The 20,749-nt window shown below is 59.5% G+C and carries 17 protein-coding genes and 3 pseudogenes; 12 read left to right on the forward strand and 8 right to left on the reverse strand.

Annotated features, from left to right (window positions below):
- Positions 1–6: 6 nt before the first annotated feature.
- From JCM25414_RS25040 to JCM25414_RS19220, 6 genes and pseudogenes are all read left to right on the forward strand, one after another.
- Positions 7–417 (forward strand): annotated as a pseudogene (locus tag JCM25414_RS25040) (AsmA family protein); the annotation flags it as partial.
- Positions 418–833: 416 nt separating this feature from the next.
- Positions 834–2,024 carry an AsmA family protein gene (locus tag JCM25414_RS25045; RefSeq protein ID WP_242403510.1) on the forward strand — a complete coding sequence of 397 codons (1,191 nt, stop codon included), beginning with the start codon at positions 834–836 and terminating at the stop codon, positions 2,022–2,024.
- Between the two features lie 275 nt (positions 2,025–2,299).
- Positions 2,300–2,515, forward strand: coding sequence for an alkaline phosphatase family protein (locus JCM25414_RS26060; RefSeq protein ID WP_051535823.1), 216 nt, complete (start codon positions 2,300–2,302; stop codon positions 2,513–2,515).
- Positions 2,505–3,338: a nucleotide pyrophosphatase/phosphodiesterase family protein gene (locus JCM25414_RS19215; RefSeq protein ID WP_051535824.1), complete on the forward strand. Its 834-nt coding sequence runs from the start codon at positions 2,505–2,507 to the stop codon at positions 3,336–3,338. Before JCM25414_RS26060 ends, JCM25414_RS19215 begins: the two co-directional genes overlap by 11 nt.
- Before the next feature lie 96 nt (positions 3,339–3,434).
- Positions 3,435–4,793, forward strand: a complete 1,359-nt coding sequence (locus JCM25414_RS10420) for an NCS2 family permease (RefSeq protein ID WP_025841608.1) — start codon at positions 3,435–3,437, stop codon at positions 4,791–4,793.
- Positions 4,794–4,928: 135 nt separating this feature from the next.
- Complete coding sequence (locus JCM25414_RS19220) at positions 4,929–6,080, forward strand: M20 aminoacylase family protein (protein ID WP_035443183.1); 1,152 nt, start codon at positions 4,929–4,931, stop codon at positions 6,078–6,080.
- Between the two features lie 601 nt (positions 6,081–6,681).
- On the opposite strand, the gene JCM25414_RS10430 is transcribed toward JCM25414_RS19220, so the two are convergent.
- The 4 genes and pseudogenes from JCM25414_RS10430 to hpnD form a co-directional block, all read right to left on the reverse strand.
- Positions 6,682–7,311: a nucleoside phosphorylase-I family protein gene (locus tag JCM25414_RS10430; RefSeq protein WP_025841609.1), complete on the reverse strand. Its 630-nt coding sequence runs from the start codon at positions 7,309–7,311 to the stop codon at positions 6,682–6,684.
- A gap of 1 nt (position 7,312) precedes the next feature.
- A pseudogene (shc, locus tag JCM25414_RS19225) lies at positions 7,313–9,294 on the reverse strand (squalene--hopene cyclase).
- 37 nt (positions 9,295–9,331) lie between these two features.
- Positions 9,332–10,618, reverse strand: a complete 1,287-nt coding sequence (gene hpnE / locus JCM25414_RS19230; protein ID WP_035443186.1) for a hydroxysqualene dehydroxylase HpnE — start codon at positions 10,616–10,618, stop codon at positions 9,332–9,334.
- A gap of 3 nt (positions 10,619–10,621) precedes the next feature.
- Positions 10,622–11,491, reverse strand: a complete 870-nt coding sequence (hpnD, locus tag JCM25414_RS10445; RefSeq protein WP_025841610.1) for a presqualene diphosphate synthase HpnD — start codon at positions 11,489–11,491, stop codon at positions 10,622–10,624.
- Positions 11,492–11,615: 124 nt separating this feature from the next.
- Here hpnD and JCM25414_RS19235 point away from each other — a divergent pair, with 124 nt between their 5' ends.
- The 3 genes from JCM25414_RS19235 to JCM25414_RS19240 all read left to right on the forward strand — a co-directional run bounded on the left by JCM25414_RS19235 (position 11,616) and on the right by JCM25414_RS19240 (position 13,343).
- On the forward strand, positions 11,616–12,005 hold the full coding sequence (locus JCM25414_RS19235; protein WP_408734886.1) for a cupin domain-containing protein: 390 nt from the start codon (positions 11,616–11,618) through the stop codon (positions 12,003–12,005).
- Between the two features lie 157 nt (positions 12,006–12,162).
- On the forward strand, positions 12,163–12,345 hold the full coding sequence (locus JCM25414_RS23030) for a hypothetical protein (protein WP_148301048.1): 183 nt from the start codon (positions 12,163–12,165) through the stop codon (positions 12,343–12,345).
- Positions 12,342–13,343 carry a pyridoxal phosphate-dependent aminotransferase gene (locus JCM25414_RS19240; RefSeq protein WP_148301049.1) on the forward strand — a complete coding sequence of 334 codons (1,002 nt, stop codon included), beginning with the start codon at positions 12,342–12,344 and terminating at the stop codon, positions 13,341–13,343. Before JCM25414_RS23030 ends, JCM25414_RS19240 begins: the two co-directional genes overlap by 4 nt.
- 202 nt (positions 13,344–13,545) lie before the next feature.
- Here JCM25414_RS19240 and JCM25414_RS10460 read toward each other — a convergent pair whose 3' ends face one another.
- The 4 genes from JCM25414_RS10460 to hpnA form a co-directional block, all read right to left on the reverse strand.
- The gene (locus JCM25414_RS10460) at positions 13,546–15,108 is read right to left on the reverse strand and encodes a glycosyltransferase family 2 protein (RefSeq protein ID WP_025841611.1); all 1,563 of its coding nucleotides are present in this window, start codon (positions 15,106–15,108) and stop codon (positions 13,546–13,548) included.
- Positions 15,109–15,411: 303 nt separating this feature from the next.
- Positions 15,412–16,272, reverse strand: coding sequence for a squalene/phytoene synthase family protein (locus JCM25414_RS19245; protein WP_035443187.1), 861 nt, complete (start codon positions 16,270–16,272; stop codon positions 15,412–15,414).
- Positions 16,272–17,426, reverse strand: a complete 1,155-nt coding sequence (locus tag JCM25414_RS10470; RefSeq protein WP_025841612.1) for a glycosyltransferase — start codon at positions 17,424–17,426, stop codon at positions 16,272–16,274. The genes JCM25414_RS19245 and JCM25414_RS10470 overlap by 1 nt, the downstream gene beginning before the upstream one ends.
- Complete coding sequence (gene hpnA, locus JCM25414_RS10475) at positions 17,423–18,424, reverse strand: hopanoid-associated sugar epimerase (RefSeq protein ID WP_025841613.1); 1,002 nt, start codon at positions 18,422–18,424, stop codon at positions 17,423–17,425. Before hpnA ends, JCM25414_RS10470 begins: the two co-directional genes overlap by 4 nt.
- Before the next feature lie 255 nt (positions 18,425–18,679).
- Between hpnA and JCM25414_RS25050 the strand changes: the two genes are divergently transcribed.
- The 3 genes and pseudogenes from JCM25414_RS25050 (at position 18,680) to JCM25414_RS19255 (ending at position 20,619) form a co-directional block, all read left to right on the forward strand.
- Positions 18,680–18,826 carry a hypothetical protein gene (locus JCM25414_RS25050; protein ID WP_242403501.1) on the forward strand — a complete coding sequence of 49 codons (147 nt, stop codon included), beginning with the start codon at positions 18,680–18,682 and terminating at the stop codon, positions 18,824–18,826.
- Complete coding sequence (locus tag JCM25414_RS19250) at positions 18,823–19,737, forward strand: lysylphosphatidylglycerol synthase domain-containing protein (RefSeq protein ID WP_242403502.1); 915 nt, start codon at positions 18,823–18,825, stop codon at positions 19,735–19,737. The genes JCM25414_RS25050 and JCM25414_RS19250 overlap by 4 nt, the downstream gene beginning before the upstream one ends.
- A pseudogene (locus JCM25414_RS19255) lies at positions 19,734–20,619 on the forward strand (prephenate dehydrogenase/arogenate dehydrogenase family protein). Before JCM25414_RS19250 ends, JCM25414_RS19255 begins: the two are co-directional and overlap by 4 nt.
- Positions 20,620–20,749 lie beyond the last annotated feature (130 nt).

Raw genomic sequence — 20,749 nt, forward strand, 5'->3', positions numbered from 1 at the left:
GGCGGCATGGCCATTCTACTGGTGCTTCTGATCCTGCTCTGGAACTGGGACTGGTTCGTGCCTCTGGTCGATCGGCGCGCCAGCGCTGCGCTGCATCGCCCCGTGACGATCGCCCATCTGCATGTCCGCCTGGGCCTGACCACAACCGTATCGGTCGATGATCTCCAGATTCATCAGCCTGAGGGCTTCGACTCTGAGAAGGAGCTTTTCGCGAGCGCGAAAAAAGTGACCGTGTCGGTCAATGTCTGGCGTTATATTACCCAAAAAGAGCTCGAAATTCCGCTGATCGCCCTCGATACGCCTAGAGGCGATATCGTGGCGCTGGCCAATGGCAAGAATAATTACAGCTTCACTGACCCCAAGGCGAAGCCCGAGCCTGCTCCGCAGAACAATACCCAGCCCAGTGCTCTGCCGAAAATCGGCGATGTGGTCATTACCAATGGCGATATCCGCATTGCCATGGCCAAGCTCAAGACCGACATGCATGTGCTGTTGCATACCACCTCGCCCAAGGGCGATCAGGATGGCAGCATCGTCATCGACCTAAAGGGGCGCTATGCCCAGGCGCCGATCACCGGACATATCGTCGGCGGATCGCTGCTGACGCTCACCAATTCGACACGCCCCTACCCGATCGATGCCCGCCTTGAAAACGGTCCTACCTATGTCACGCTGCGCGGTTCAGTCGATGACCCGCTGCATTTCAAAGGCACGAAGCTCGTTCTGCATTTTGCAGGGCCCGACATGTCGCTGCTTTACGGCCTGACCGGCATCCCCATTCCGCAGACGCATCTTACAGCGTATCGGGTAATCTGGACTATACCAGCGCGCATATCCGCTTCAGCAATTTTTCGGGCAAGATGGGCTCGTCGGATATCGGCGGCACGATCGCAGTCGATCCCCAGACCAAGCCGATCACGGTCGATGCCAATCTTTATTCGCACCATGTCGATCTGAAGGATCTGGGCGGCTTCATCGGCGCAAAGCCGGGTCATGAAGAAAGCAAGCAGGCCGCAGCCAGCGACCGTATCCTGCCCGACAAGCCCATCAACGTGCCCAAACTGAACGCCGTCAATGCGCATCTCGTCTATAAAGGCGACCGCATCGAAAATAAGAGCACCCCTCTCGACAATATGTTCGCCGATATTGCGGTTCAGGACGGCGCGATTACCATCAACAAGCTCAACTTCGCCGTTGGCGACGGGACGCTTGGCCTGTCTGGCGCGCTTGACCCAACGACAAACGGTCAGTTCAAGACACATTTCAAGGTCGATGTCTCGCGCCTGTCGATCCAGCGCCTGATGAAAGCGACGGATACCTTCAAGGGCCAGGGCACACTCGGCGGTCATGTCACTCTCGCCGCAACCGGCAACTCCATCGCGAGCCTGCTGGGCAACGGCAATGGCGGTGTGACGCTGGTTGTCGATCACGGCGGCGATGTCTCGGCTCTTCTGCCCGATCTGATGGGGCTCAAGGTCGGCAGCGCCATCCTCTCCGCACTCGGAATCCCTACCCGCTCCGATCTGAAATGCTTCATTGCCGACATGCCGCTGCGACAGGGTGTCCTGAGCACGAATTCGCTGCTGCTCATGACCAATAATACTCGTACGCTGGGCGGTGGTACCGTCAATCTTAAGAGCGAGACGCTCGATTATCACGTCACGACACGCTCGACGTCGTTCAACATCCTTTCCCTGCCTGGACGGGTGAACATCACAGGCCCCCTCAAGAGCCCGACCATTATGCCGGTGCGGAGATCATCGGGCGCGCAGCGGCGACGGCGGGGCTCGCGATCGCCTTCCCGCCGGCCTTGCTGCTGCCGACCATCCAGTTCGGCGTCGGCAAAGGCAGCGCATGTGAAGATGCCCTTGCCCAGGCCAACACGGCCCCGGCTGCGGGCATCAAGCCCGGCGCCACGACCGGCAGCGGCGCGGCGAGCGTGCAACCCACACCTCGCGACAAAGCCGTCTCGCAAAAACCGCTCAGCCGCAAGCAAGTCCACTCGGTCTGGCAGCAGCGCCTGAAGCAGAACTGATCGGGCGCAGACAAGCCCCATCAAGACGATTGATCCGCAGGCGCCATCCTGCCAGTCTGCAAGGATGGCGCGCTCTTCTTTCATCCTGACCTTGTTCCTGTGTCTGGCCGGTTGTGAGACCGGCCCCGTAGCGCCGAAAGCCGAAACGGCTTCAGGCCTACCCCCTGTCATCATGGTGTCGATAGACGGCTTCAGACCCGACGCCCTGCATCATGGCGACACGCCAACCCTCGATGCATTGGCCGATCAGGCGTTTTCGCTCCGATGCGTCCGTCTTTCCCGTCCATCACCTTTCCCAATCACTACACGCTGGTCACAGGGCTGCGCCCCGATCACCATGGGGTCATTGGCAACACCATGATAGACCCCGATATTCCGGGCGAAGTCTTCAGTGTCAGCAAAAAGACGGGGCTCGACGACCCTCGCTGGTGGGATAACGGCACACCGGCATGGGTCACGGCTCAGGTCCATGGCTCATGACTGCGTGATGTTCTGGCCCGGCTCGGACGTGCCGATTCTGAATACGCGCCCCGAGATCTGGTATCATTTCGACGCCAAGCGCACCCCCACCCAGCGCGTCGATACGGTACTGTCATGGTTCGATCGTCCCGTGGAAAAGCGTCCTGCGCTTTCTTTGCTCTATTTCGACGGGGTGGATCACGCGGGCCATAAATACGGCCCCTTTTCACCAGAGGCGCGCGCCGCCGCACGTGAAGTCGATACGGCGCTCACGGGTCTGCTGGCCGGCCTGGCCCAACGCCATGTCGCGGCCAATATCCTGATCGTCTCAGATCACGGTATGGCAGTGCTCAGCCCCCAACGGGTCATTCCCCTTTCCAGTCTGGCACCTTCCCATGCCATGGAGATCGTGACATCCGGCCCCTATGCCGGGATCAACCCCGTACCGGGTCATGAGCGCGAACTCGCCCGTGCGCTCTCTGCATCGCATGACCACGTCACCTGCTGGCCGAAAGCGCATATTCCCGAAAGGCTGCATTACGGCAGCAATCCGCGCGTCCCGGCCTGGCTCTGCCTTGCAGAGACCGGCTGGTCGCTCACACGCGAACCGCATGAACATATCTCTGCCGGAGGGCATGGCTATGACATGACCGCTCCTGACATGATGGCGACCTTCATCGCGTCCGGCCCCGCTTTTCTGCCACACAAGACCCTGCCGACCATCGACAATGTCGACGTCTATCCGCTGCTCATGATGCTGCTCGGCCTTCTACCCGAAAACAATGACGGTTCGCTGACCCCACTGCAGGGTGGCCTGCGCGACACGTATCGCGCCATACAGTGAGAGGTCAGGCGATCGGGGAGTCAAAGCCCTTGTCGCCGCCGTCACTCCCCACCTAGAAGAACGCCACGTCTCTTTCCTGCCCGGAGCCCGCCCACCGTGACTTCTTCTCCTCTCTCCTCCTGGCTGGATCGCCGTTTCAAGATCGGACAGAGAGGCTCGACGGTTCAACGCGAAATTCTGGCAGGCCTCACCACTTTCGGCGCGATGGCCTATATCATGGCGGTCAACCCGGCCATCATGGCCAAGGCGGGGCTTGCCTCGCACGACATGATCATGACGACCATTGCCGCGGCTGTCTGCGGCACGCTGCTCATGGCACTGTTTGCCAACATGCCCATCGCCTTGGCACCGGCGATGAGCAGCAACGCCATTTTTGCGCAGATCGTCGTCAATCAGATGCATGTCGATGTACGAACGGCGTTCACCATCGTTCTGCTCGGGGGTATCGCCTTTACCGCGTTGTCTGTCACGAAGTTGCGACACAAGATCATTCAGGCCTTTCCCGAGCCTATCGTGCTGGGCATTCAGGTCGCCATCGGCATCTTCATCGCGCGTATTGGCATGGTGACGGGCAATCTTGCGGTCGCCGCACCTGATGGGTTCCATTTCGGCAGTCTGAGCGATCCTTCCGCCTTGCTCACCCTGCTCGGCCTTTTTCTGGCAGGTATTTTCATTGTGCTGCGTATCCCCGCGGGGATGCTGATCGCCATACTGGCGGTCACATTGGTCAGCCTGTTCGTTCACAAGAACGGCCATCCGGTTGCCAGCCTCCCGCGCCATGTCGTGGACTGGCCACATTACCCGACCCATCTGCTGTTTCCGTTCAATTTCAGCGATTTCTTCTCGCATCTCGAATTGCTGCTGCCGATCACACTCTATTTCCTGATCAGCGATTTCTTCGATGCCACTGGCACGATGTACAGCGTCGCCAACCGGGCGCGCCTGACGAAACCTGACGGCACCACCCTCCTCGGCCGCGCCGCGTTCGCTGCCGATGGTTCGGCGAGCATCATTGGTTCGGCGCTGGGCACCAGCACCGTCTCGGCCTATGTCGAGAGCCTTGTTGGCGTCGAAGCGGGTGGGAGAACGGGGCTGACGGCGCTCATCGTCGCCCTGCTTTTTGCGGCCTCTTCCGTGCTGTGGCCGCTCATTGTCATGATTCCGCCAGAAGCCACGGCGCCGGTGCTCATTCTCGTCGGACTCTCCATGCTCTCGGCGCTGGGCCAGGCCGCCAATGGCTCGCAGGAGGCACTTCTTACGCCAGCCTTCATGCTGCTGATCACCGTGCTGACAGGCAATTTCATGATCAGCCTCGCCCTCGGCCTGCTCTTCTACTCGCTGATGCTGCTCGTCACCCGACAGTTTGTCAGGCTTACGCCGATGGTGCTGGGTCTGGACGCCGTGTTCCTGTTCTATCTTTTCCTGATCAGCCAGACCGGGCTGGGGCAAGGCTGACCCTCACTTCGTTGGGGCATGATCGTCATGTTGTGAAGAGCACGAGTGGTAACGACAGGGGGGCAGGATCGTTGACAAAGGCAAGTAAGGGTTCCTGGCCTGGAATCCTTCATCAAGAGAAAAAGGCTTGCCACCGTGTCATCCCTTCTGAACGATCTCGCCCCCTTCAAGGATGAGTTCATCGCACTCCGCCATGATCTGCACACCCATCCCGAACTCGGCTTCGGCGAAAAACGCACCAGCGATCTGGTAGCCGCCAAACTGGAAGAATGGGGCTATACGATCGAGCGCGGCTTTGGCGGCACAGGCCTTGTCGGAACCCTGCGCAATGGCAGCAGCAAGAAGATTATCGGTCTGCGTGCCGAGATGGACGCCCTGCCGATCGTCGAAACGACCGGCCTGCCCTGGAAAAGCGCGCAAGAGGGCGTCTCGCATATGTGCGGCCATGACGGCCACACCACGATGCTGCTCTGCGCGGCGAAATATCTGGCCGAAAAACGTCCCTTTGACGGCACGCTCCATCTCATTTTTCAACCTGCGGAAGAGCTGCTCTGCGGTGGCAGCCGCATGATCGATGACGGACTGTTCGATAAATATCCCTGCGATATCCTCTTCGCCCAACACAATATGCCAGGCTTTGCGAGTGGCAATTTCTATTTCCACAAGAACGCCGCCATGGCGTCTTCCGACATGGTTAAGATTACCGTCAAGGGCAAGGGCGGCCATGGCGCGATGCCCCAGAAAGCCAAAGATCCGGTCGTGGCCTGCGCCCAGCTTGTCATGGCATTGCAGAGCATCGTATCGCGCAATGTGGATCCTTTTGCCCAGGCTGTTGTCACCATAGGCGCGCTCAATGTCGGTCGCGCAGCCAATGTCATTCCCGAACAAGGGGAGTTGTTACTGACCGTACGCACCATGACCGACGAGGTGCGCAAGTTGGTGCTTGGTCGCATCAGTGACATCGCCAAGAACACAGCGACGGCTTTCGGCTGCGAGGCGACGATCGAGCATCAGAATGGCAGTCCGGTTCTGGTCAATGGCAACCAGGCCGTCGATTTCGCCCGCAAGACCGCCGAGGCAATCGTCGGTGCCGATCATTGCCATGACAGCCCGGCCTTCATGGGCAGCGAGGATTTTGCCTTCATGCTTCAGGCCCATCCCAATGGCTGCTACTGGTTTGTCGGCAACGGCACCGATGGGTGCAATGGCACGCCTCTGCATAATGGCGGGTTCGATTTCAATGACGCAAACATCATCCTGGTGCGGCGCTTTTCGTCGGACTGGTAGAAGAATATCTCGCCCCGTCTCGTTGAGACCATCTGCTCCACGGCTATCAGCATGACGGTCGCATGGTTCCATCAGGAACGGTGAGATCGTCACACAGGTCGTGCCTTCTCCCGACCTGGAGTAGGGGCGCCTGTAGCAAATAGGCAGGAAATCACGCGAGAAGGCCATTTCCAGTTTCGACTTGAACGGCAGACACCACAAACGAATTTCTGCCCTGCAATCGCGGATAGCGGATAGCGGATAGCGGATAGCGGATAGCGGATAGCGGATAGCGGATAGCGGCATATTTTCAGGCACCACCTCATACAATACAGAATGAAAGATACGAAGATTACCGTATTGTATTCTCAAATTTAAAGTCCATGCCTATTTTTCGACATAGTATTATCGTCCATGACAGATGTGATACCGGGAGCGTGATGCAAAACTTCCCCGGTATCACACCGGATTTACGAAAATTTTCGAAATTTTCACCGTATGCAACATGGCAACCGCCTGTCGAACGCCTGATCCGGATGCAAGACGTGACATCCCCTGAGATAGACGCGGCGATATTGTCACCTGAAAAACAGCAGGTTTTTCGTTATTTGATTGGTTGACCTCAGGCCGGTCGGTTCAGAAACCGGGCCATTTCATCACGTGCGATCTTGGCGTCGCGACCAAGCGCCATCAGATCGCCGATCTGGCTTGGCTGACGAGCAAGGCTCCGCAGTAATTTGAATGGCGAGATACGCCCTTCTGCCAGCACGTCGCGCGCCGCAGGAGGCAGATCGCGTTTCGAATCGTCGCAGACAACACGCAAGACAGCGAAGGGCTGGCCCGTGCGGGCAACGAACCCGCTCTCCATATCGACAGCCAGACACCCGGTCCGGGCGTGGAGGGCGCTTTTATCAGCTGCCGTCGCCACAAGCCCGTCACTATGCAGAATACCACCATGCAAGACGCCCGGCTGCCCCACGCCGAAGTCTCGCGAGAGCGCCGCATCGGTCTTGATACGCGCGCCGTTCACCAGCACCCATTGCGGAATGATAAGGGCGCCCGGCATCAGATCGGGCGCCAACCCCGCGGCACAGCCGAAAGACAGCAGGCTGGTCGCCCCGCCTCTCAGAAGGCGCTCGATCGCTGCGTGCGCGCCCGCTGCATTGGCGCCGCTTATGGCAACAGCTGCGTCGGGGCAACGCGCCCGTATCAGACGCGCTTCAGCCTTCAGACCGACGAGAATACCCAGCATATCAGAAACCGTGCTCGACCCGGCCCGAATTGCTCAGCCCCAGATTGCGGAAACGCGACAGCGCCATGAGTGGGAAGAACTGCTTGTAGCCGTGATAGCGGAGGTAAAAGACCTTCGGGAAACCGACCGCGTTATAAGGCTTCTCCTGCCACTCGCCTTTTTCATCCTGCTGCGAGACGAGATAGGAAATGCCGCGCTGAACGGCCTTGCCATCACGCTGCCCCACGGCCATCAGGCCCAGAACTGCCCAGGCGGTCTGGTCGGCAGGCTCATATCGTACTCGCCCGGCGTTGCGCCCTCGTAAGACGCGCAATCCTCGCCCCAACCGCCATCCTCGCGCTGCTTGCTCTCCAGCCATTCGACAGCGCGCAGCACCGCCGGGTCGTCATGCGGCACACCTGCGATGTTGAAGGCACAAAGCGCAGACCACGTGCCATAGATATAGTTCGTACCCCAACGCCCGAACCAGCACCCCTCGGCTTCCTGCTCACGACGCAGATAATCCAGACCCCGTTCGATTACGGGGCGATCTTCAGCAAAACCCAGCTCGCACAGGAAGGAGACGCAACGCGCCGAAACGTCAGCAGTCGGCGGGTCAAGCAGCGCGCCATGATCGGCGAAAGGAATATGGTTCAGCGCCTCGAGATCGTTGTCGATATCGAAGGCACCCCAGCCGCCATTGCTGCTCTGCATCCCGACAATCCATTCGCGGGCGCGAGAAATGGCTTCGCGATTGCCCTCAGGGTCCTCGCGATTGAGCAGCATGCCGACCACCGCCGTGTCATCCACGTCGGGGTAGTAATCGTTTTCATACTGGAAGGCCCAGCCACCCGGCCGCACATCGGGGCAATTGATGGCCCAGTCGCCCTTGACGTTCAGAATCTGACGCTGGCGCAGCCATTCCATGCTGCGCTGAAGGCGCTCGCGTGTTTCCTTCGGGCGCGTAGCATCCGGGCCAGAAGCCGCCTCTGCCATGGCGATGCCGGAAAGCCCTGTATCCCAGACTGGCGAGACGCAAGGCTGACAATAGGTCTCGTCTTCTTTCTGGACGAGCAGTTCCTGGATACCCTTCCAGGCGAGTTCGACGCGAGGGTCGTTATCCGGCACACCCAGCTCGCGGTACATCATCACGACATTGGCCATGGCTGGATAGATCGCGCCGAGGCCACCCTCGCCGAGACGCGGCTCGATGAAGTCGATTGCCGCCTTGACCGCCTTCTTGCGCAGAGCGGGCGGAAAACGCGGTTCGATAGGGCGCAGCACCATATCGACATGTTTGAATACGCGCCCCCAGATCGACCGGTAGGGCCCACGAATCCAGTCCTTCACCTCTTCAGGCGGGGTGACGAACAATTCCTGGATATGGATATTGCGTGGGTTGATGGCGCGCGGCTCGAGCGTACGCAGCACCAGCAGGGGCGCCACCACACAGCGCGACCAGTAGGACATGTTCCACATCGAGAACACGGCCGCCTTGGGCATGAGCATCAGCTCGACAGGCATGACCGGCGTAGCCCGCCAGGGCACCTCACCGAAGAGCGCCATCTGAATACGGGTAAACACGTTTGTCCGTGCCGCACCACCACGATCGAGAATTGCCTCGCGCGCGCGCTTCATGTGCGGCGCCTCGATATCGTCACCAATCGCCTTGAGCGCGAAATAGGCCTTCACCGAGGCGGAAAGATCGAACCCGCCATCATGGTAAAGAGCCCAGCCGCCATGCGCGCCCTGGATACGACGCAGATAGACCCCGATACGCGCCTGCTTCTCATCGTCGATCCGGTCGAGATAATGCTCCAGCAGGACATATTCGGCTGGAATGGTCGCGTCGGCCTCAAGCTCGAACACCCAGTGGCCATCGTCATTCTGCCTGTCGGCAAGCGCGGCGTGGGCGGAATCGATAGCCTGACGCACCTGGCCTATATCCGCCTCGGCCGGAATCCCGGTCTCATGGCGCTCCAGAACGTCGGAATAGATCAACATTGCCCGCCCTTGTCCTTTTTAAAAATCGGTTTCGATATCAGCGTGACAGACCCAGAGCCCTGATGGCCTCCGCGCCCGAGCGTATTGCTCCTTCGATGGTCGAAGGTAAACCTGTCTGGGTCCAGTCACCGGCAAGCGCCAGATTATCCAGACCGGTCCTTGCCTGTGGCCGCAGCCGATCCTGCGCCGGTGTGGCCGCAAAGGTTGCCCGCTTTTCGCAGACCAGACGCACAGGCGGCACCGTCTCGGGCAGAGTCTCGACCAGAACCGGCCCCACTGCCTGACGGATTTCCGACCAGATCGTGGCAATCAGCTCGTCATTGTCGCGCGCAGCATAGCGATTGGCCGCGCTCACAGTCACGGAAAGAATCGTACCCTTGAGATAGACCCATTCCGCCACACCGCCAACGAGCCCCACAAATCCGACTTTTCCCAGCATGCCACGCGCAGTGACAGAGGCGGGCAGCCGGTAATGGACGTTGATGATGCTCTCATAGGCATCGGGCGCGGTGAAACCGGGCAGATGCGGCGCGACCAGCGTTCGGGCGACGGGAGAAGGCGCCGCAAACACCACCTTGTCTTCCGATCCGATCGCAATGGTCTCGCTGCCGGTTTTCAACCCGACCACACGTCCCCCCTGCACATCGAGCCCCGCGATACGCGTCCCGCAATGGACCTCGCCCTGAAGCCGCTTCAGATGGGCGATCGCCGGATCGACAAAGCTTTCCGACAATCCCTCAGCCGGATACCAGGGGCAGCAGGCTGTGCCACCAAGGGCCAGTGTCTCTCGCACGATGGCCGCCAGAAGCGCGGCGCTTGCCGTTTCGAGCGGCGTGTTGAGCGCCGAAATCGCAAAGGGTTCGAGCAATCTGCGGGTCAGCATCCCACCGCCCATGAAAGCGCCGACGGTCTGATCCGGACCAGCCTTCAATAAACGCCCCAGAACCGCCAGCTCCGGGAGTTTCATACCCGGCACACGGCGGCGTCTGGAAAACGCCCAGAACGGCACACGTCCTTTCGATAGCTGAAGCGTCCAGGCCGTATCGGTCGAGAGATCGAACCAGGGAAAGAGCGGCGCTCCAGGGCCTGTCAGGGTCTTCTCAGCCCCGATCAGGCCGAGATAGCGAAAACTTGCCTTGTTGGCCGAAAGCAGAAGATGGTTGCCATTATCGATGCGCGCATCGAGCGCCTTGTCAAAATACGAGCGCGCCCGGCCACCACAGGCGGGCCCTGCCTCATAAATCGAGACGCGAGCGCGCCCGATGACGTCGACCGCAGCGGAGAGACCGGCAAGACCGCCGCCTATGATATGAACATGAGTCATGGATCAGCGATAATAGGCGAGCAGTGAGCGCAGGATGCGGGCGGCCTTGCTGACTTTGACCGGCACTTCCGGATGACGCCAGCCCCGACACAGCAGCGCTGTCAGGGTCGGGCGATACGACGCCGCCATGATTCGTGCCGGTCGCATGGCGACGGAGTCGCAGCGTTTCATGGCCAGGCGGGCTTCGCGGAAATGATCGGCAGCGCGGGCAGCCAGAACGCGTGCCAGCGGATCAAGCCCCAACGCGTAAAGCGCTTCCTGCGGGTCGAGCGGCACGTCATAACGCACCAGCAATTCGCGCGGCAGGTAAAGGCGGCCCCTATCGGCATCTTCCTGCACATCGCGCAGGATGTTGGTGAGCTGAAGCGCCCGACCGAGGTGATGCGCCACGCGATCTGCCTCGGGTGACGCATCACCGAATACCCGCACCGAAAGCCGCCCCACGGCAGAGGCCACGCGATCACAATAGAGATCGAGCGTTGCCTCATCGGGGGCCACCACGGGGCCTGCGGCATCCATGGCCATGCCATCGACTACCGCAGCAAAATCTTCCTTGCGCAGCGCAAAACGGGTGATCGTCGCCACCAATGCGCGGTCGAGTCCATCCTGCGTCTCGCCGTCGTAAAGGCGCTCGATACGCTTGTGCCAGTCCTTGAGCGCCTCGATACGGTCAGGCACCAGCACGTCACCATCGGCAATGTCATCTACCTCGCGACAGAAGGCATAGACGGCGAACATGCCATAGCGCCTCTCGGCAGGCAGTATCTTCATTCCCTTGGCGAAAGACGTGCCAGCGCGGGTCACAATGGCCTGAACATGCTCAAGATCGGCCGGGGCACAGCCCAGCACCGCTTCCTGTCGAAACCCGCTCACAGCTTCATCCCTGTATCATCCAAGAGCTGCGCCTTTTACCTGCAAAAAATCAAACAGCAAAATCCTCCCCGCATCACGAGCGTTTTGCCTCTACGCCCGCCCTCTTCGCCGAAGGAATTTCCTCATGAAAATCGCCAGATCTCTGACGCTCGCATTACTTGCCCTCAGCCTTTATGCAGGCACGTCCGGGCCAACCCACGCGCAGGAAACGGCTACCGCCCATGCCGAGCATCTGCTCAAGGCCGATCGCTCCTGGAATAGCAAACCCTATACGCATTACCCGTCTGGCCAGCCCACGCTCACGATGATTCGTCTCACCATCCCGCCTCATACGGCGTTGCCCTGGCACACCCATCCCATCCCCAATGTCGGCTATGTGCTCCAGGGCCAATTGACGATTCAGGACAAGGCAAGCGGTGCCAGTCGCGTCTTTCATCAGGCGATGCCTTTGCCGAGAGCATGGATGACGCCCATCGTGGTGTATCGGGCAATACGGCAACGATCTTGCTCCTGACCTACGCTGGCGGCAACAATCTTCCGACTTCCATCCCACTCAAGGGTGAAAAGAATGAGTACTGACAATAAGCACGCATTTTTGCGTGGAAAATGATTTGACATTCGAAACGAATGACCGTCTCCTTGCCGACATCTGATCCATCGGAGATATGCTCATGACCGCGCCACTCACCCAGGAAGCCAGAGAAGATCTTCTGGAACGTGGATATTCACGCCGCCATTTCGGCCGCCTGACGAGCCTGCTCGGCATGAGCGCCGCCCTGACCCAGTTCAGCTCTTCAGCCTTCGCCGCCATCAAGCCCCCGGTGACGACCCGTTCGAGGGCCATCCGGACATGATTCGCATCGGCAGCAACGAATGCTGGACCGGCCCTTTCCCCTCTGCCGTAACCGCCGGTCAGGCTCAGGTGCCGTTCGGCAATCGCTACGAGCCCGACCATCTGCGTTCGACCCTGCTCCGTACTGCCTCTTCCGTCGAAGGCATTTCCGAAGAGCATACCCTGCCCTGGCCCGGCTCCAGCGATCCGCTCTGTCGTTCCGTCGTGACTTTCTGTTCGCCCGAACGCGGGCTGGTGACGGCCAATCCGACCTATGAAGCCGCATGGCGCACCGCTGACTGGATGAAGATCAAGCTCACGCGCGTGCCGCTCTCGGCCCATAATGGCTATGCTACGGATGTGCGCGCCATGCTCAAGGCCGACCCGAATGCGGGCGCCTATTACATCTGCAGCCCCAACAACCCGACCGGCACCGTCACCCCGCTCGAAGACATTGCCTGGCTGGCCGACAACAAGCCCGCTGGCTCGGTCATCATCGTCGACGAGGCCTATATTCATTTCTCGGGCGCCCCGAGCGCCATCTCGCTGGTCAAGCAGGGCAAGGACGTCATCGTTCTGCGTACATTCTCGAAGATGTTCGCCATGGCCGGTCTGCGCCTCGGCCTCTCCTTCGCCCGCCCCGATCTGCACAAGCGCATGATGCGCTATGACGGCCCGAACATGATCTCGATGCTGAACATCGTGGCCCTCGCCGCCGGTGCGGTCAGCCTCACCCAGACGGACGCTATCAAGGCACGACGCGACGAGATGATCGCCGCGCGCAGCATGACCTTCGATCATCTGGCCAAGCGCAATATCCGCATTCTGCCGGGCAGTCAGGCCAATATGTTCCTGGTCGACTGGAAAAAGCCCGCCTCCCAGATGAAAACCGCCTTCGCCGCCAAGAAGGTTGAAATCGGCCGCAACTGGGATATCTGGCCCACCATGTCACGCGTCAGCGTCGGCTCAATGAAGGACATGGAAGGCTTCTGTGCCGCCCTAGACCAGATTCTGGCCTGATTTGCCGAAATGCCGCTCAGACAGGCCACTCATGTAGTGCGCCAGTCTGAGCGGTAAGCTGCTCCGGGAACCAGAACGTTACGAAGTTTCTCTCTTCACACGAGAGACCGCTGATCTGTTTCACTGCCGCAGCGCAGGCCCAGCAGTTTCCCGACAGACCATAGCCTCACGCTTTGACCGCGTGAGTATCCACCTCTTCGTGTCAGAAGAGATGCTCTCGGAGAATACCCTTCACCAGCAGGGCCACCGATCTTCTCGAAGCTTCATCGAGCGCCGCATAGGCATTGAATAACAGAGGCGCGGTCGAACGATCGAGCTTCTCGCAGCCTCGTCTGAAATCCTCAAGATTGCTGATTCCCGACAGATATGACGCCGCCCCCTTGATGAAGGCTGGGCACTCTGCCTGTATCAGGGTTCTGAGAGCAAAGCTTTCCCAGGCGAGTGCCCGGATTTTGTGAACGGAGTAGCTGCCGTTTGGCAGGAAGCCAAGATAGCGATTCGTGCGCGGATGAGACAATGAAACTGTGCCATCGCTGTTCTGCCACGCCTCAAATGTCAGACCCTGCGTTATTCTTGGATCACCTTTTATCTGCCACGGCGTACCGTTAGCGGTGAAAAGATGCACATATCTACTGCCCCGACTGAAAATACCGATCAGATCTTCTGCGCTGTCGTCAACGGACAGTTTCCCCTGCAACGAGCCGAGGCGGCGCCCGAAATGATCGTCCAGATGAAAGGCAATCCACTGATCACCGTCCTGCAACGCGTCCTTCAGGATGCCGCCTGAGTTCTCGTGAAACGAAATCCAGTTGCTGCGTATCTCGTGCTCAAGCGCGCGATAGCTCGGTCGGAATACCGGGACATCGGGTGCACCCATCATTCCTGCGAACTGCAGTAGAAACGCCGAAGGCGTGCCTCGTATCACTCGCGCAATGGCCTCAGCCTGCTGCGATGCGATCCTCTGCATCCATACGAGAAATTCAGAGATGTAGCTTTCGGCAAATGACGTCTCTACGGCGTTGTATTCGCTTTGATTAACCACTGTATGCAGCGGGTCTCCCGCGTCCCGGCGTACCTCTTCGAGGTGTCTGTCTCTTTTGACGTAATGCTCGAGAGAGCGTGACTGATAATGCACCAGTTTCCCGCCCCGCCAGTCCGGAGCGCTTTCGGTAAAACCACCAAACTTGCTCGCCCAGACGATCGGCCGCCCTGCGGCATCAACGCTGTCGCCGCTGACATAGACGTTATGAACCTGCGAGATCTCGCCGGTAAGACGGGATGGCCGAAAAATGACCTTTGTATGCCGGTTCCAATAAAGGTCGGGCGTACCGTGTCTGGTATAATTCAGAACGGGAGCGCCCGCAGGGCGGCTGACAAATCCGTTGGGGCCAACACAGCTCCAGTTGAAAGCAACGAGAGAGGCGTCTCCAACCCCCTGGAGATATGTGCCGATATCCTGGCCGTCGAGATCGAGATACTCATCCGCATCGAAAAACGCGATCCAGTCGAATTCGCTGCCATACCGCGTGACGGCATCATTATAGGCGCGAACCTGCCTGATATTATGAAGGTCCCGATTGACCGCATTACGCGCATAGCGAATATCGATACTATCCATCAGCGACAGGATGACAGATTCGGTATTATCGTCAGAGAAATCATTGTAAATAATGAAGCTGTCGAAGCCGAGCGCTTTATGCCAGGCGATCCAGTACGCGATTTCCGACTCTTCGTCTTTCACAACCAAACATATCGCCGTCTTCATATCAGCACGCCCTCAGCTAGCATTGACAGATCATTACTGTCTTGAGATTGGCCACTCAAGCGTCAAGGTGCTGCAATTTCCCCACGAAATATTGTGCAATCTTCGGCTCAACCCGTCGAGCCCGATCATATAGCGACGACGCAGCGAGGAAACGCAAGAATAACCGACTTAATACGCAGGCATCGCGCTTCCAGATCTGAAACGCACCGCTTGCCCTGCCAGAGCTTTTTTGCCCGCTGCAAGCGAGGAACAAAGATGATCTGAGAACGCGAATTGCACGAGCTCAGGAGCGTCGGATACCTTTCAGGCTCCCACTGCCAGCGCAAACACGCCATCGCCACGACCAAGTTTGACACGATCCGCTACAGGATCTTCGCGCCGCAGCCTTGCCGCAAGCCGATGCGACAAAGCCACCACAACCGCACAATAAGCACGCATGCGCCTGTCGCGCACCAGCGCGGGCAGGGCCGAAGCCTCGCGGTTCAGATGATCGACCTCGTCGAGCAGGCGATCGAACACACGACGCAACCCAGGCTTGCTGCGCGCCAAGAGGACGTCCTCGACCTTCGCCCCCTCGGCATCCAGCAGATCCTGCGGCAGATAGGAACGATTGAGCGTTTTCAGATCGGCGGTTACATCCTGAAGATGGTTGAGCACCTGTAACGCGCTGCAAAGCGCATCAGAGAGCGGCAACGTCTCAGCCTTTTCTCCATGCAGCAGCAGCAGGAAGCGCCCGACCGGGTTGGCCGAAAAGCGGCAATAACCAAGCAGCTCGTCCCAATTGCCATAACGGTTCTTCACCGCGTCCTGAACGAACGCCGTAATCAGATCTGTCGCAGTCTCAAGCGGCACGCCAGTCTGAAGAAGATGGTGACGCAGAATCACGGCTGTCTGTGCGTCGGCGCGATGGGGCGCTTCGCGCTCACCGCGAATGACCTCTTCCATTCCCCTAAGCCGTGCAATCTTTGCCTCGCCAGAGAGGGTTGCGTTATCGACCATATCGTCGATAACACGGGCAAAATTGTAATAGGCTGTGACATGCGCCCGGTTGGCTTTCGCGAAAAGCAAAGACCCGACCGGAAAATTCTCATCACCAGCGCCCTTGGGCGAGGTTACATCAGACTCACCCCAGATTGGGTCGACGGTCCTGCTGATGGCATTCATCAGGCGTGGGTCTCCTCGGTATAGAAACGGCTTTTCCACTGAACGCCGCGCCCACGATGATGGTCGACCGCCGAACCGACGGTTGCCGCCATATAGAAAGCCGCCACCACAGGCAAAGCGAGCGCACGCAGGGGCGAGAGCCTGAATCGTGAGAGCGTCGGCAGAAAGGAAATGACAGCGAGAAACAGCGAGGCGCCGCCCATGATCCGCACCCGCCCGCGACCGAAGAGCGCGAAATAGACAGGCGCGAGCCAGACCAGCCCCATACCGATCACCGTGCAGAGCAGAATGATCGGAGAATACCGCAGTTGCACATAAGCCGTGCGGGCGATCATGCGCCAGATATCGCCCGCACCACGGTAGGGGCGGATTGACCAGGCGAGAGTGCTATGGCCGAGATAGAGCTTGCCGCCTGCCCGCTTGATATCGGAGGCAAGCGAACAATCATCGATCAGCGCGCCACGCACGGTCTCGACGCCCCCGATACGTTCGAGCATGGCACGACGCACCAGAATCGTCCCCCCCGCCGCACCGGCCACTTCAGAAGTCGGGTCATTGACCTTCTCGAACGGGTAGAGCATCGCAAAGAAATAGACGAAAGCTGGCACAAGCAGCCGCTCTGCCGCACTCTCGCAATTCAGCACCACCATCTCCGAGACCATGTCGAGCCCGTCGCGTTGCGCCTTTTCGACCAGTGTTTCGAGATGCAGGGCCGAATGCAGGATATCGGCATCGGTCAGCAGGATGAACCCGTCCGCACTGACCTTTTCACGCGCGACCATCTCACCCTGATGCACCGCCCAGAGCTTGCCGCTCCAGCCTTCAGGACGCTCGCGCCCGGTGACGACCGTCAGGCGACCATGCGGGTCCGGCACCTGTCGGGCCAAATCGCCCGTACCATCCGTGCTGCCATCATCGATAACGATGACACTCAGCCTGCCTTTGTAATCCTGCTGGAGCAGTGTCGCGAGACAGGGCTGGATCGACTCCGCCTCATCTCTGGCTGGCACAACGACGGCAACATCTGGCCAGACGCTGGCCGACACTGCATTGACCGGGGTCAGGCGGGTGCCCGTACGCCAGAATCGCCCATGAGCAAAGAGCAGCTTACCCCAGGCAGCCAGCGCAGAGGCCGCCATCAGATTTCTGATCATTTCGTAGCGATCCGCCCATGTTCGCGGAACCAGGTTACCGCGTCTGCCACCGCCTCACGCGCCGGGCGTGGTGCATAGCCGAGCTGCTCCTGCGCCTTGAGAGAAGTGAAGAACATCTTTTTCTTGGACATGGCGAGCGTCTCGCGCGTCACCCGCGGCTCGATCCCGAAGCCTCGCGCCAGCCATTCGGAGACAATCGCCACCGGCTGCAACCATGATTGCCGAAGCCTGATGCGCGGTGGCTTGACGCAGGCCACTTCGCTGATCAGCGAGAAAAAATCGCCGAGCATGTAATTCTCGCCGCCAAGAATGTATTTTTCGCCAATCACGCCCTTTTCAAGCGCCAGGGCGTGGCCCTCGGCCACGTCATCGACATGCACGATATTGAGCCCGCTATCCACATAAGCGGGCATGTTGCCCGAAGCCACATCGACGATCATCTGACCTGTTGGGGTCGGCTTGATGTCGCGCGGCCCGACAGGCGTGGAGGGGTTGACGATCACCGCAGGCAGACCGCGCTCACGCACCAGCTTGAGCACTTCCTGCTCGGCCCGATATTTCGAGAGTTTGTAGACCCCGATCACATCATGTTCGGTGACGGGGGTCTGTTCATTGGCGGGGGTGGCGTCCTTGGTCAGACCAAGAGCGGCAACGGAAGAGCAGTAGACAATGCGCTCCACCCCGGCGTCGAGCGCAGCCATCATCAGACGACGCGTACCCTCGACATTGGCCCGCATCATGACCGCAGGGTCAGGCACCCAGAGGCGATAATCAGCCGCCACATGAAACAGGTAACGGCATCCAGCGAGAGCCGGGCCGAAACTTTCCGGCGCAGTCAGATCGCCGATCACCAGATCAGCATCGAGGCCTTCAAGATTCGACAGATCGGCTCCGGCACGTACCAGCAATCTTATTTTGTGACCGCGTTGCTTGAGAATACGCGCGACCGCCGAACCGACAAAACCGGTTGCACCGGTAATCAGCGTGTATTCACTCATGTTAGGCCTATATGCTCTCGTTTAGTGCAAATCGATAGGGCACCATACCGCTCACGCAAGGACAAGCAACCTGCGGGTGATGGCTTTTTCGTCATATTCAGCCACGGAGTAGCGAAAGCAGACTGTCTGGTGTAGACAGCCGCGAACACTCGACAGCGCGACATACTCTAGAAAATGCCGCAGAAACCTCATCCTGCCTCGGTTTGGGCTGCATGAGGCCCCTCGCAACCCTGCGTCGTTCGGACAAGACTAGCCTTGAAAACCCTGACCCTCATCCTCTCCCTGCTCGGCCTCGCTCTCCTTACGGGGATCATGGCCTGGCTCGGCATCGGTCATGTTTTCAGTGCCATGCAGCGCGTCGGAATCGGGGGATTTCTGGCGATGATCGGCGCCAGGCCGTGATCGATCTTGGTCTGGGCATTTCATGGTATTGTGCCTGCCCCGAGGTCGGTCTCTTTCGCTCAATCGCGTCACGCGCTGTGCGTGATGCGGCAGGCAACTGCCTGCCCTTCTCGCAGCTCGGCGGCATGGTGATCGGCATCCGCGCCACATGCAGCATTCCGACACTGAGCCGCAGACTTGGCTCAATGCAATGGCCCGCCGCTGTCGCGACCAATATCGTCGATATAACCTCCGAAGTGCTGGGCCAGATCGTTTTCGTCATCATCGCTCTGGCATGTCTTTTCGATCATAGCGGCAGCAACAAGTTCACCTGGCCCGTTCTGGGAGGCATGGCGCTTCTGGCTTTGGGTCTAGCAGGCTTCATCTGGACGCAGCAGCGCGGCGGCGTCGCCGTTCATCATGCTGCACGTTTCCTGGGACGCCATATTGCTGAAGGCTGGCGCACGACGCTGATCGACAACATGGATACGTTTCAGGCACAGCTAGATCTGCTCTGGGCGCGTCCAGCCCGCATTGCGACAGGCGCCCTGGGTCATCTGCTGTGCTGGCTGGGTGGGGCTGGCATTACCTGGCTCTCTCTTGAATTGCTGGGCGCCCATATCGGCTATCTGGGCGCGGTAGCAATCGAGGGTGTGGTCTGCGGCATCATGTCCGCCTCGTTTCTTGTGCCCGCCGCCCTCGGTGTTCAGGAAGCCGCCTATGTCGCCCTTGGCTATTTCTTCGGCATAGAAGCCGAAATCTCACTGGGTCTCTCCCTCCTGCGCCGTGGGCGCGACATCGCCATCGGCATACCGGTCATGGCGATGTGGCAGATTTCCGAGATGCGACGCCTGCGCAGAAACAAGCATATGGCCTCGCAAAACGAGACCCTGGATTATGCCGATCCTGTCACCCGGAGCGAAGTGTCATGACCCAGCCGTTTTTCGGCACTCTTTGCGTCATCGGTCCAGCCTGATCGGCTCGTCCGTCCTGCGTCGCCTGCGCGCCCAGCCCGAACTGGTGGGGAAGCTGATCGTGGCCGATCGTGATCCGGTCGTGCTCGAGCGTATACGCTGCCTCGATCTGGGCGACGTGATTACCGACGACATGCAGAAAGCGGTCGAAGACGCCGATTGCGTCATGCTCTGCGTGCCGGTGGGTGCCATTGCCCCGGTTGCCGCACTGATTCTGCCGCATATGAAGCCCGGGGCAATCCTGACCGATGTTGGCTCCACACGACGCAGTGTGGTCGATGCCCTTACCCCGCTTCTGCGCAGCGACATCGCCTATGTTCCGGCTCACCCCATGGCGGGTACCGAACATTCAGGACCCGATGCCGCTTTGCCACGCTTTTCGAAGATCGCTGGTGCCTGCTGACCCCGGCTGCGGACGCGCCTCAGAAGGCTGTTGAGCGTATCGCCGGGTTCTGGCGCGCCATGGGTTCCCGCATTCGCGTAATGGATATCGACCATCACGACACGATCTGCGCCATGGTCAGCCATCTGCCTCATCTGATTGCCTTCACCATCTGCGGCACGGCCGATACGCTGGCTGAGGACATGCGCGCCGATGTGCTTGATTTCGCCGCCTCAGGCTTTCGCGATTTTACACGCATCGCGGCCTCAGATCCGACCATGTGGCGCGACATCTTTCTGAACAACAGCGACGCCCTTCTGAGCGTGCTGGACCGTTTCAGTCAGGATGCTGCCGCCATGGCTGCGGCTATACGTAAAGGCGACGAGGAAACCATCGTAGAGACGATCTCGCGCGGACGCCGCATCCGTCGCAGCCTGCTCGAGAACCGTCAGGCCTGATTTCAGGAAAAAGCAGAATATGAAAGGGGATTCATTCCTTTCCGGGGAGTGGGGCCGCACCCCTCATCTGTACAGGGCGTTGCCCCAATCCCTACCAAAGGGCGCTCGTCCTTAGGAAACCCTTCATGAA

The organism is Asaia platycodi JCM 25414, from assembly GCF_000614545.1.
Lineage (GTDB): Bacteria > Pseudomonadota > Alphaproteobacteria > Acetobacterales > Acetobacteraceae > Asaia > Asaia platycodi.